Origin of the sequence: Marinitenerispora sediminis (assembly GCF_003336425.1) — a bacterium.
In the GTDB taxonomy this organism is placed as follows: Bacteria; Actinomycetota; Actinomycetes; order Streptosporangiales; family Streptosporangiaceae; genus Marinitenerispora; species Marinitenerispora sediminis.
This window is the reverse complement of the sequence record NZ_QEIO01000033.1, coordinates 1-12,513: the sequence shown is the minus strand read 5'-3', so window position 1 is coordinate 12,513 and position 12,513 is coordinate 1. Positions and strand designations below refer to the sequence as shown.

Sequence of the window (12,513 nt, the reverse complement as noted above, 5' to 3'; positions counted from 1 at the left end):
GGGCCTCCTCCGGCCGGGACGGGAGAAGCCCCTCGCCAAGGTGCCCGGGCCGTGACGCCCCCGTCACCGCCCCTCCGCCGTTGTCAGGACCCGGCCAGTCGGAAATGCCAGACGACCATCGCCGGCACTCCCGCGTCGGCCGCCCGGGCCGCCTCGGGGACCAGGTCGGTCAGGGACCACGGCCACAGGTCCCACGGGCCGGGCGTCCGCTCCCCCGGTGGCGGGGCCGGGACCGGCGGCCGGGGCGGCGGTGCCGGTTCCTCGCACCGGAGCGGGTGCAGGCCGACGGACAGGGCCGCCCGCAGATAGCTCCCGATCGGGTGGTGGTAGCCGGGCAGGCGGCCGGGGCGGCCGTCCGGGGTGCGCAGGGACGGGTTCGAGCCGCGCAGGACCCGTTCGGGGTGGACGTCGGTGAGGATTAGGTGGCCGCCGGGGCGCAGCACCCGGGCGAACTCCGCCAGGACCGGGCCGAGTGCGGGGACGTGCGTGAGCGCCAGGGCGCAGACCACCAGGTCCGCTCCGGCGCCGGCCACGGGCAGCCGGTGCAGGTCGCCCGTGAGGAACGTGCCGCCCGGCACGCGCGTGCGGGCCCGGGCGAGCATCTCCGGGGTGCCGTCCACGCCGATGACCCGGTGGCCGCGCCCGGCGAGGACCGCCGAGTACCGGCCGGTGCCGCACGCGGCGTCCACGGCGACGCCCGCCGGGAGCGCGTCGAGGATCTCCCCCACCACCGGCTCGTCGAGGTCGAACGCGGGGTTGCGGCCGTCGTCGTAGCTTGCCGACCACACCCGGTACCCCTCGACCGCGTCCACCGGATCGACGGCCACGGCCGCGTCGGCCAGCGAGTCGTCGTCGAGCAGTTCGCGGATCTCGGCGATGCGCGCTTCCACGAAGTCCCGGTCGTGCTCGCCGGCGAAGGCCCGCAGCAGGGCGACTCCCTCCAGTCCGAGCAGGTACGCCAGTGGGTGCTCGTAGGTCACGGCGCGACGCTAACGTGGCCGGAAACGGCGCGGCAACCGGATTTCCGTGGGCTCCTCCCGGGCCGCCACGCCGGGGGCGCTGCTGGGGTTTTGTCGCCATCGTCACATTTCTTCACACGGCCGGAACCCCTCCCGGCGCCGGCGCGTCGATGCCCGTGCGACCGTTCCCGCCGGGACGGATCCGCACTGGCCGCGAGCGGTGCCGGGCGCCGGGCCGGCCAGGACGCTGAGCCCGGCCCCACGGCGGTGTGCGGCGCGAAACCCCAGGTCGAGAGCCGCCTCCCCCACCGCGGGAAGGACGAGGCGCGTGGCCGTATCGGCGCCTCGGGCGCCCTCGGCGGCCCGCCGGGAGGGCTCGCGCGATCGGTGCGGCGGTGGCGCCGCGCGGCGGGAGTCACGTGTCCGGCCGCACGTCACAAGGACTAGCATCGACTTCGTGAGCACGTCGCTGTCAGTCATTACGGAATCCCCCAGTTCGCTCGACGCCGACGCGGTTGTCGTCGGCTACCACTCCGGAGCCGACGGACCGGAGCCCGCGTCGGGCGCTCACGACGTCGACTCCGCGTTCTCCGGCGGCCTCGCCCGGACGCTGGAGCTGCTGGGTTCCAGCGGCAGCCCGGAGGAGGTCCGCGTCGTCCCGGCCCTGGGCGCCGTCACCGCGCCGGTGGTGGTCGCGGTCGGTCTGGGAGACGCTCCCGCTGACGGCAGCGGCGTCACCTCCGAGGTGCTGGCCCGTGCGGCCGGTGCGGCGCTGCGGGCGCTGGAGGGCAAAGCCCGGGTCGCCCTGGCGCTCCCGGCGCAGACCACCGAGCAGGCCGCCGCCGTGGGACTGGGCGCCCTGCTCGGCAACTACGCCTTCGACCGCTACCGCACCGACGCCGACGACACGGCGCGGGCGGCCGAGCTCCTGCTGGTCAGCTCCGCCGACGGCGCCGACGCGGCGGCCGAGCGGGCGCTGGTCCTCGCCGAGTCGGTGAACCTGGCCCGCGACCTCGTCAACACCGCCCCGGCCGACCTGCACCCCGAGGACCTGGCGGGCGTCGCCGAGGAGGTCGCCCGCGACACCGGCATCGACGTCGTGACGCTGGACGAGCAGGCGCTCGCCGAGGGCGGCTACGGCGGCATCATCGGCGTGGGCCAGGGCTCCGCCAACCCGCCGCGGCTGGTCCGGCTCGCCTACTCCCACCCCGAGGCCACGAAGACCGTCGCGTTCGTGGGCAAGGGCATCACGTTCGACTCCGGCGGTCTGTCGCTGAAGCCCGCCGCCTCCATGGACTGGATGAAGTCCGACATGGGCGGCGCGGCGGCGGTGCTGGCCGCCCTGCGCGCCATCGCGGTACTGAAGCCCGCGGTCAACGTGGTCGGCTACCTCGCCATCGCCGAGAACATGCCGAGCGGCACGGCGCAGCGCCCCTCCGACGTCCTGACCATCTACGGCGGCAAGACCGTCGAGGTGCTGAACACCGACGCCGAGGGCCGCCTGGTCATGGCCGACGCCCTGGTCCGGGCGCACGAGGACCGCCCCGACCTGATCGTGGACGTCGCCACGCTCACCGGCGCGCAGCTGGTGGCGCTGGGCACCCGCGTGTTCGCGGTCATGGCCAACGACGACGAGGTCCGCGACGGCGTGCTCGCCGCCGCCGGCGCGGCCGGCGAGTCCGCCTGGCCCATGCCGCTCCCCGACGAGCTGCGCAAGGGCCTGGACTCCTCCGTCGCCGACATCGCCAACGTGGCCGGCGAGCGCTGGGGCGGCATGCTGAGCGCGGGCGTGTTCCTCCGCGAGTTCATCGAGGACGGTGTCCGCTGGGCGCATCTCGACATCGCCGGGCCGGCCTTCAACCAGGGCCAACCGCACGGCTACACCCCCAAGGGCGGCACCGGGGCGGCGACGCGCACACTGGTGCGCATCGCCGAGACCTATGCCGACAACTGAAGAGGAACGACGGCCGGGTGCGATCCGCAGCCGGCCGTACGAATTGTCTGACCAAGACACAGACCGATCCGGAAACCAAGGAGTGTCCTTCCCGTGAGTGAGAGCGGCGGCACCTTCGACCTCGTCGTCCTGGGCGGCGGCAGCGGCGGCTACGCGGCCGCGCTGCGCGCCTCCGAGCTGGGCCTGAGCGTCGCCCTGATCGAGAAAGACAAGGTCGGCGGCACCTGCCTGCACCGCGGCTGCATCCCGACCAAGGCCCTGCTGCACTCCGCCGAGGTGGCGGAGAGCGCGCGCGACAGCGAGACCTTCGGTGTGAAGGCCACGTTCGAGGGCATCGACATGGCGGCGGTGCACAAGTACAAGGACAAGGTGATCGGCGGGCTGTTCCGCGGCCTGGGCGGCCTGCTGAAGAGCCGCGGCATCACCATCGTCGAGGGCGAGGGCCGCCTCACCGGGACCGACCAGATCACCGTCGGCGACGCCGTCTACCAGGGCCGCAACATCCTGCTGGCCACCGGCTCCAAGCCGAAGACGCTGCCCGGCCTGGAGCTGGACGGCGAGAAGATCATCTCCAGCGACGACGCGCTCAAGCTGGACCGCGTGCCGGAGTCGGTCATCGTGCTCGGCGGCGGCGTCATCGGGGTCGAGTTCGCGAGCGTGTGGCGGTCCTACGGCGCCGAGGTCACCATCGTGGAGGCCCTCCCCCACCTCGTCCCGGTGGAGGAGGAGTCCAGTTCGAAGCTGCTGGAGCGGGCGTTCCGCAAGCGCGGCATCAAGTACGAGCTGGGCACGCCGTTCGAGACCGTGAAGACCACCGACAGCGGTGTCGCGGTCACCCTGAAGAACGGCAAGTCGCTGGAGGCCGAGCTGCTGCTGGTCGCCGTCGGCCGCGGCCCGGTCTCCGAGGGCCTGGGCTACGAGGAGGCGGGCCTGCGGCTGGAGCGCGGCTTCGTCCAGGTCGACGAGAACCTGCACACCGGCGTGGGCAGCATCTACGCGGTGGGCGACCTCATCCCGACCCTGCAGCTGGCGCACGTCGGCTTCGCCGAGGGCATCTTCGTGGCCGAGCACATCGCCGGACTGAACCCGGTGAACATCGACTACGACGGCGTTCCGCGCGTCACCTACTGCGAGCCCGAGGTCGCCTCGGTCGGCATCACCTCGAAGGTCGCCAAGGAGCGCGGCTACGAGATCCAGGAGATCACCTACAACCTGGGCGGCAACGGCAAGAGCCAGATCCTGCAGACGCAGGGCGCGGTGAAGGTCATCGCCCAGAAGGACGGCCCGGTGCTGGGCGTCCACATGGTGGGCAGCCGGGTCGGCGAGCTCGTCGCCGAGGGCCAGCTGATCTACAACTGGGAGGCGCTGCCCTCCGAGGTCGCGCAGCTCATCCACCCGCACCCGACCCAGTCGGAGGCGCTGGGCGAGGCGCACCTCGCACTCGCCGGCAAGCCGCTGCACGTCCACGACTGACGCGAGGGGCGGCGGAGCGGGCCGGGCTTTCCGCAGCGCCGCCCTTCACCGGGGCCGCGGTCCGGGCCGCGCCGGTACCACCGGCGGCCCGGACCGCGGCCCGGGTCCCGACTCCCCGTCCACCCGCTGACAGCGAACGTCCCGGCGGCCCGCGATCCGGCCGGCGGCGCGGTCCGCGCGGCGGCGGGCCAGTGAGGCGCCGGTACCACCGCGGCGGCACGCCGCCCGGTCGGCGGTCCCGGCCTGAGCTGGACATACAGTTCTAGAAGCGCTCCCAGCGTCCGCCCGTTTCCCGTTCCGCAGCCGCTCGGGCTGGTTTCCCGCTCCGCAACCGCCCGGGCTGGTATCCCGCTCCGCAGCCGCTTGGACAGAACCACCTAAGAGGAACTCATGCCGACTTCCATTTCCATGCCCGCGCTGGGCGAAAGCGTCACTGAGGGCACCGTCACCCAGTGGCTGAAGAAGGAGGGCGACACCGTCGAGGCCGACGAGCCGCTCCTCGAGGTCTCGACCGACAAGGTCGACACGGAGATCCCGTCGCCGGTCGCCGGTGTCCTGACCAAGATCCTCGTCGCCGAGGACGAGACCGTCGAGGTCGGCGCCGAGATCGCGCTCATCGGCGCCGCGGGAGAGGCTCCCGCGGCGGAGACCGCCGCCCCCGCCGAGGCCGCGCAGCCGGAGCCGGAGCGGGCTCCGGCTCCGGCTGCGCGGCCCAGCCGTGAGGAGTCCACCCCGCCGGTGGACGTCGAGACGCTGAGCGGCACCGGCCGCGCGAGCGGCACCGACACCAACGGCGAGGCCTACGTGACGCCGCTGGTGCGCAAGCTCGCCGCCGAGCAGGGCGTCGACCTGAGCACCGTCCGGGGGACCGGCGTCGGCGGGCGGATCCGCAAGCAGGACGTGCAGGAGGCCGCCCGCCGCCAGCGCGAGCAGCGTCCCGCCGCTCCGGCCGCCGCGGCGCCGGCGGCGCCGCGGGTGGTCGCCGCCGACACCAAGCTGCGCGGCCGCACGGAGCCGATGACCCGGCTGCGCCAGACCATCGCCGAGCAGATGGTGGAGTCGCTGCACACCTCCGCCCAGCTCACCCAGGTGATCGAGGTCGACGTCACCCGGATCGCCCGGCTCCGTGAGCAGGCCGCGGCCGACTTCGCCGCCCGCGAGGGCGTGGAGCTGGACTTCTTCCCGTTCTTCGCCCTGGCCACGGTCGAGGCGCTGAAGGCGCACCCGAAGCTGAACGCCGTCATCGACGGCGCCAAGCGGGAGGTCACCTACCACAGCATCGAGAACCTCGGCATCGCGGTGGACACCGAGCGCGGCCTGCTGGCTCCGGTGATCAAGGACGCGGGCGACCTCAACCTGGGCGGCCTGGCCCGCAAGGTCGCCGACCTCTCCGAGCGCGCGCACACCGGCGGCCTCAACCCCGACGAGCTCAGCGGCGGCACCTTCACGCTGACCGACACGGGCAGCGCCGGTGCGCTCTTCGAGACGCCGATCATCAACCAGCCGCAGGTGGCCATCCTCGGCACCGGCGCCGTGGTGAAGCGCCCCGTGGTGGTGGAGGACGCGCAGCTGGGCGAGGTCATCGCCGTCCGCTCGATGGCCTACCTCTCGCTGAGCTACGACCACCGGCTGATCGACGGCGCCGACGCGGCCCGCTTCCTCACCGACGTCCGCGCCCGCCTGGAGGAGGGCGCGTTCGAGGCGGAGCTGGGCCTGGCGTAGCCCCGCCGACGGGCACCGCAGGGCGCCCCGGACGGTCCGGCGGACCATCCGGGGCGTCCCCGTGTCCGGAGGCGGCCGACGGCGGCAGCGGCGTGCTGGGGAGCGTGCACCGCCACGGTCCGCATGGCGCCGTCCCGGCACACGGGCACACGGAGAGGGGCGGTACCCGCGAACGGGTACCGCCCCTTTTCTTCACCCCACCAATCACCATCCCCTGATGATCCCCATCACCAAGGTCGGTTTCCGGCGGTACGGGACCACCGGAGGTTCCAACACCGCTTACACGCGGCTCGTTGCCCACCACTCACAGTAATGCACCCACTGCAGTGGGCGCACCAGTTTCCCGGGAATCCGCGCGGTTTTCTGCGCCACATCGGGATTCACCCCCCGGACGTACCCCGGTGGCGGGCCCCCGCGGGGTGCGGCCCGGCCCCCGGCCGGGTAGGCACCCGGGCATGAGGATCGCGATCACCGGGGCGTCGGGGCTGATCGGCACCGCACTGAGCGAGTCGCTGGCGCACGACGGACACGAGGTGCTGCACCTGGTGCGGCGGACACCGCGCACCTCGGGAGAGGTCGGCTGGGACCCCTACGGCGGAGAGGTGGACACCTCCGGGCTGGCGGGGACGGACGCCGTGGTGCACCTGGCGGGGCGTCCGCTGGGCCCGGCCCGGTGGACCCGGGCGCGCAAGGCGTCGATCCGGGAGAGCCGGATCCAGGGCACCGCCGCGCTGGCCGCCGCCCTGGGCCGGATGGAGCGGCCGCCCGCGCGGCTGCTGTCGGCGTCGGCGGTCGGCTTCTACGGCGACACCGGCGAGCGCACGGCCACCGAGGACACGCCGAGGGGCACCGGCTTCCTCGCCGACCTCGTGGTCGACTGGGAGGCCGCCACGCGGCCGGCCGAGCGCGCGGGAGTCTCGGTGGCGCACCTGCGCAGCGCGGTGGTGCTGGCGCGCTCGGGCGGGCTGCTCGCCGCCCTGCTGCCGCTGTTCCGGGCCGGGCTCGGCGCACGGCTCGGCGACGGCCGGCAGTACCTCAGCTGGATCTCGCTGGCTGACGAGGTGGGCGCCGTCCGGTTCCTGCTGGAGCGGCCCGAGCTCACCGGGCCGGTGAACCTCTGCGCGCCGGAGCCGGTGACCAACGCGGAGTTCACCTCGGCGCTGGGCCGGGCCCTGCGGCGCCCGGCCGCGCTGTCGGCGCCGGCCCTCGCCGTGCGGGCCGCGCTGGGCGGCTTCGCCGACGAGGCGGTCCTCGTGAGCCAGCGCGTCCGGCCGCAACGCCTGCTGGACGCCGGTTATTCCTTCCGGAACCCGGAGGTGCGAGGTGCCCTATCCGACATCATCCGCGGCGGATCCGGGGCGTAAGGTGGAACGCGTGAGTGATCTCGTATTCGCCTGGCTGGGCGACGCCCCGGTCCCCTACCAGGAGGGGTGGGACCTCCAGCGCGAGCTGCACCGGCGACGCGTCGCCGGCCTCGTCCCCGACACCGTGCTCATGCTCGAGCACGAGCCCGTCTACACGGCCGGCAAGCGCACCGGCCCGTGGGACCGCCCGCAGACCGACCCGGGCGCGCCGGTGGTCGACATCGACCGCGGCGGCAAGATCACCTGGCACGGGCCGGGCCAGCTCACCGCCTACCCCATCGTGCGGCTGCGCGAGCCGATCGACGTCGTCGCCTACGTGCGCATGCTGGAGGAGGCGATCATCCGAACGATCGCCGAGTTCGGCCTCACCGGCATCCGCGTCGAGGGGCGCACCGGCGTGTGGCTGGCGGCCGACCCCGGGCGCGGGCTCATCGAGCGGAAGATCGCCGCCATCGGCTGCCGGATCGCCCGCGGGGTCGGGATGCACGGGTTCGCCGTCAACTGCGACAATGACCTGTCGTGGTTCGACCGGATCGTCCCGTGCGGGATCTCCGACGCCGGAGTCACATCGCTGTCGCGCGAGCTGGGGCGCCGGGTGCGGGTGGCCGACGTGCTCGCGCTCACCGAGCGCCACCTGGCCGACGTGCTGGAAGCACCCGCCTACCGGCGTAGCGAGGGTGCGCCCGAACTGCCCGCGCTCGCGGCGGCGGCGTCCGCGTAACCCGCGGCCGCGCACGGCGCCGGGCGGGTGCGCCTCCCGGTTCATCCGCCGCGCAGGCCACCCAGGACGACGACCCCACGAGGGATGAGGAAAGGAAAGGCGTTGAGCGTCGCTCCAGAGGGCCGCAAGCTGCTGCGGGTCGAGGCCCGCAACAGCCAGGTCCCCATCGAGAAGAAGCCGCCGTGGATCAAGATCAAGGCGAAGATGGGGCCGGAGTACACCGAGCTGCACTCGCTGGTCCGCCGCGAGGGCCTGCACACGGTGTGCCAGGAGGCGGGCTGCCCGAACATCTACGAGTGCTGGGAGGACCGCGAGGCCACGTTCCTCATCGGCGGTGACCAGTGCACCCGGCGCTGCGACTTCTGCCAGATCGCCACGGGCAAGCCCACGGCGCTGGACCGCCGGGAGCCGCTGAAGGTGGCGGAGTCGGTCCGCACGATGGGCCTGAAGTACGCCACCGTCACCGGCGTGGCCCGGGACGACCTCGACGACGGCGGGGCGTGGCTGTACGCCGAGACCGTCCGCAAGATCCACGAGCTGAACCCCGGCACCGGTGTCGAGCTGCTGATCCCGGACTTCAACGCCGACCCCGGCCAGCTGGCCGAGGTGTTCGGGTCCCGTCCGGAGGTGCTCGCGCACAACATCGAGACGGTGCCGCGGATCTTCAAGCGGATCCGGCCGGGTTTCCGCTACGAGCGGTCGCTGGAGGTCATCACCCGGGCGCGCGAGGACGGGCTGGTCACCAAGTCCAACCTCATCCTGGGCATGGGCGAGGAGCGCCACGAGATCAGCCAGGCCATGCGGGACCTGCACGAGGCCGGCTGCGACCTGCTGACCATCACCCAGTACCTGCGCCCCTCCAAGCTGCACCACCCGATCGACCGGTGGGTCAAGCCGGAGGAGTTCGCGGAGCTGAGCGCGGAGGCCGAGGAGATCGGCTTCGCCGGAGTGATGTCCGGTCCGCTGGTGCGCTCCTCCTACCGCGCCGGCCGGCTGTACCGGCAGGCGGTGGAGCGGCGCGCCGAGCGCGTGTCGGCCTGACCTGGCGGGTTCCGGCCGGCTGCGGCGGGGAGCGGTCCGCGACAACGTAATGAACCTGAAACGGCAGCCCCCGGCTGCCGTTTCACGTATGCTCCCCCACTCCCCATATCCTTGGAGTATGGCGAAGCAGCCCAAGGACTCCCAGAACAGCCCGGCGACCAGCGCCAAGGGCGGGGGCGGTGCCGAGAAGCCCCCCGGCAGATTCAAGCAGATCGGCCTGGTCGCGAAGCTCGTGCACCGGCAGAGCCCCAAGAGCATCCCGCTCGCGGTGGGCGTCTCGGTGCTCGTGCTGGCGCTCGCCGTCCTGGGCGGGTTCCTCACCGGGAGCTGGCTGTACTGGATCCTGCTCGGCATCCCGGTGGCCTTCATCGCCGGGTTCCTGCTCTTCACCCGCAGCGCCCAGCGCATCCAGTACCAGATGCTGGACGGCCAGCTCGGCGCGGGCATGGCGGTACTGGAGAACATGCGCGGCGACTGGTCGGTCGACCCGGGCGTGAACGGCAACCGCAGCATGGACATCGTGCACCGCGCGGTCGGCCGACCGGGCGTGGTGCTGGTCGGCGAGGGCGACCCGCAGCGGCTGAAGGGGCTCATCGCGGCGGAGAAGAAGCGGGTGGCGCGGGTCGCCTACCACACTCCCATCTACGACGTCCAGGTCGGCCGGGGCGAGGGCCAGGTGCCCATCGCCGACCTCCAGAAGCGGATGCTGAAGCTGCCGCGCAACCTGGGCAAGGCCGAGGTCGCGGAGCTGCGCTACCGCCTCAAGGCGCTGCCGCCGGCCATGCAGATGCCCAAGGGCCCCATCCCCAAGGGTGTGAAGATGCCGAAGGGCCCCAAGCAGGGACGCTGATTCGCCACCCGGTACCCGCACGACGACGCGGCCCCCGCCCGATCCGGGCGGGGGCCGCGCGCGTTGGGCCGGCGGGCGGGCCGCTCCGCGGTGCGGGCGCCCGGTGCCGCCGTCAGATCCGCTGCGTCACCGTCCCGGCGGCCCGGTCGTGGAGGCCGCGCTGGTCGCGGTCGTAGACGACGGCGGGGACCACCAGGCAGAGCAGCACGGTGCGCACCAGCACGGCGACGGGCCACGGCAGGCGGCGCTCCCCGGTGGCGACCACCCGGATGCCCACCATGCCCCTGCCGACCGTGGTGCCGAGCAGGCTCAGCAGCACGACGTTCTGGGCCGCGAAGACCAGTAGCGCGGTGTTGGCCGTCTGGGCGGGGTCTGCGCCGGAGAAGAGCCCGGCGGCGGCGACGCTGAGTAACCAGTCGAGGAGCACCGCCGCGATTCGGCGTCCGAAACCCGGTACGGAACCGGAACCGGAACGCGGCAGCCCGAGCCGGTTGCCGCGGTAGCTGAACTCCTGGGAGGATCCTTTACCGTCCGCCCACTCCGCGTCGATGTCACCCATGACGACCACGGTACTGGGCGCCGACCGCCGCTCCCCACCGCCCCGGGCAGGGCAAGGAACCTCAAATACCCCGGCGTTACCCGCAGCGGGGTTGATCACACCTCTGACGGGGAAAACCACCACCCCCGTAACATCGGCGAAACATTGGAGACACTGCCCGGAAATGGGCTGCTCCTAGCGTCGGTTGCGTAGCCGGGAGGTGGCGTCATCAGGTGTTCGCGACGAGGCGGGCAGCCCATCCGCGCGACCTCTACACCTGCACGGAGGTAAGTCTTGTTCAGCAGTGCCGAAGAGCTTTTGGCCTACACCCGGAGCGAGGGAGTCCAGTTCCTCGACGTCCGTTTCACGGACCTGTTCGGGGCGACCCACCACTTCACGCTCCCCATCGAGAACGTCACCGAGGGCACCTTCAGCGATGGCCTCATGTTCGACGGCTCCTCGATCCGCGGCTTCCAGGCCATCCACGAGTCGGACATGCTGCTGCTCCCGGACTTCAGCACCGCCGTGATCGACCCGTTCCGCGAGTACAAGACGCTGAACTTGACGTTCTTCGTGCACGACCCCTTCACCCTGGAGTCCTACAGCCGCGACCCGCGCAACGTCGCCCGCAAGGCTGAGGCCTACCTCAAGGGCACCGGCATCGCCGACACCGCGTTCTTCGGCCCCGAGGCCGAGTTCTACATCTTCGACGATGTGCGGTTCGAGACGAAGGAAAACCAGAGCTTCTACTACATCGACTCCGTCGAGGGCGCCTGGAACACCGGCACCCAGAACGGCAGCGCGAACCTCGGCTACCGTCCGCGCTACAAGGGCGGCTACTTCCCGGTCGAGCCGGTCGACCACTACAGCGACCTGCGCTCCCGGATGGTCCGCACGCTCATCGAGGCGGGCATCGAGGTCGAGATCCAGCACCACGAGGTCGGCACCGCCGGCCAGGCCGAGATCGACTTCCGGTTCGGCACCCTGCTGAAGACCGCGGACACCGTCCAGCTGTACAAGTACATCGTCAAGAACGTGGCGAACGAGGCCGGCAAGTCGGTGACGTTCATGCCCAAGCCGGTCTTCGGTGACAACGGCTCCGGCATGCACGTCCACCAGAGCCTGTGGAAGGACGGCGCGCCGCTGTTCTTCGACGAGTCGGGGTACGCGCAGCTGTCCGACACCGCCCGCTACTACATCGGCGGCCTGCTCAAGCACGCCCCGTCGCTGCTGGCGCTGACCAACCCGACGGTGAACTCCTACCACCGCCTGGTGCCCGGCTTCGAGGCCCCCGTCAACCTGGTGTACTCGCAGCGCAACCGCTCCGCGTGCATCCGCATCCCGCTGACCGGCGCCAACCCGAAGGCCAAGCGCCTGGAGTTCCGGGTGCCCGACCCGTCCGCGAACCCCTACCTGGCCTTCGCCGCGCTGCTCATGGCCGGCATCGACGGCATCAAGAACAAGATCGAGCCGCCGGAGCCGGTGGACAAGGACCTCTACGAGCTGCCGCCCGAGGAGGCCACCGCGATCCAGAAGGTGCCCGGGTCCCTCGACGAGGCCCTGGACACCCTGGAGGCCGACCACGAGTACCTGCTCGAGGGCGGCGTGTTCACGCAGGACCTCATCGAGACCTACGTGGACTACAAGCGCACCGAGGAGATCGACTCGCTGCGGCTCCGCCCGCACCCCCGCGAGTTCGAGCTCTACTACGACATCTGAGCCTCCCCGGCTGCGATGTCCCGGCCGGCGCCCCGTACGGGGTGCCGGCCCGCTTCGTTGCGGAGGACCTCCGGCAGCCCCTGCCGCGTCCGGTGCCGCGCCTCTCCGCCCGCCGCCGGACCGGCGGCGGGCGGGCACGGCGGCTCCCCCTCCGGCCGCCACCCCCTACCCC

At 72.5% G+C, this 12,513-nt stretch carries 10 protein-coding genes; 8 read left to right on the top strand and 2 right to left on the bottom strand.

Going from position 1 to position 12,513, the window contains the following annotated elements:
* Nucleotides 1–83: 83 nt before the first annotated feature.
* Entirely contained in the window at nucleotides 84–980 is an 897-nt protein-coding gene (locus tag DEF28_RS08895) for a class I SAM-dependent methyltransferase (protein WP_114398969.1), read from the bottom strand.
* A gap of 436 nt (nucleotides 981–1,416) precedes the next feature.
* On the opposite strand from DEF28_RS08895, the gene DEF28_RS08890 reads away from it, so the two are divergent.
* From DEF28_RS08890 to DEF28_RS08860, 7 genes are all read left to right on the top strand, one after another.
* Nucleotides 1,417–2,913, top strand: coding sequence for a leucyl aminopeptidase (locus DEF28_RS08890; RefSeq protein ID WP_114398968.1), 1,497 nt, complete (start codon nucleotides 1,417–1,419; stop codon nucleotides 2,911–2,913).
* Between the two features lie 93 nt (nucleotides 2,914–3,006).
* Entirely contained in the window at nucleotides 3,007–4,386 is a 1,380-nt protein-coding gene (lpdA, locus tag DEF28_RS08885; protein WP_114398967.1) for a dihydrolipoyl dehydrogenase, read from the top strand.
* Between the two features lie 408 nt (nucleotides 4,387–4,794).
* Nucleotides 4,795–6,108 carry a 2-oxoglutarate dehydrogenase, E2 component, dihydrolipoamide succinyltransferase gene (gene sucB / locus DEF28_RS08880; protein WP_114446122.1) on the top strand — a complete coding sequence of 438 codons (1,314 nt, stop codon included), beginning with the start codon at nucleotides 4,795–4,797 and terminating at the stop codon, nucleotides 6,106–6,108.
* A 455-nt stretch (nucleotides 6,109–6,563) separates the two neighbouring features.
* Complete coding sequence (locus DEF28_RS08875) at nucleotides 6,564–7,472, top strand: TIGR01777 family oxidoreductase (RefSeq protein ID WP_181874361.1); 909 nt, start codon at nucleotides 6,564–6,566, stop codon at nucleotides 7,470–7,472.
* Nucleotides 7,473–7,482: 10 nt separating this feature from the next.
* Complete coding sequence (gene lipB / locus DEF28_RS08870) at nucleotides 7,483–8,193, top strand: lipoyl(octanoyl) transferase LipB (protein WP_114398977.1); 711 nt, start codon at nucleotides 7,483–7,485, stop codon at nucleotides 8,191–8,193.
* A gap of 102 nt (nucleotides 8,194–8,295) precedes the next feature.
* Nucleotides 8,296–9,234, top strand: a complete 939-nt coding sequence (gene lipA / locus DEF28_RS08865) for a lipoyl synthase (protein ID WP_114398965.1) — start codon at nucleotides 8,296–8,298, stop codon at nucleotides 9,232–9,234.
* 118 nt (nucleotides 9,235–9,352) lie between these two features.
* On the top strand, nucleotides 9,353–10,084 hold the full coding sequence (locus tag DEF28_RS08860; protein WP_114398964.1) for a DUF4191 domain-containing protein: 732 nt from the start codon (nucleotides 9,353–9,355) through the stop codon (nucleotides 10,082–10,084).
* A gap of 112 nt (nucleotides 10,085–10,196) precedes the next feature.
* On the opposite strand, the gene DEF28_RS08855 is transcribed toward DEF28_RS08860, so the two are convergent.
* On the bottom strand, nucleotides 10,197–10,643 hold the full coding sequence (locus tag DEF28_RS08855; protein WP_114398963.1) for an RDD family protein: 447 nt from the start codon (nucleotides 10,641–10,643) through the stop codon (nucleotides 10,197–10,199).
* Between the two features lie 273 nt (nucleotides 10,644–10,916).
* On the opposite strand from DEF28_RS08855, the gene glnA reads away from it, so the two are divergent.
* On the top strand, nucleotides 10,917–12,341 hold the full coding sequence (gene glnA / locus DEF28_RS08850) for a type I glutamate--ammonia ligase (RefSeq protein ID WP_114398962.1): 1,425 nt from the start codon (nucleotides 10,917–10,919) through the stop codon (nucleotides 12,339–12,341).
* The last annotated feature ends 172 nt before the right edge of the window (nucleotides 12,342–12,513 follow it).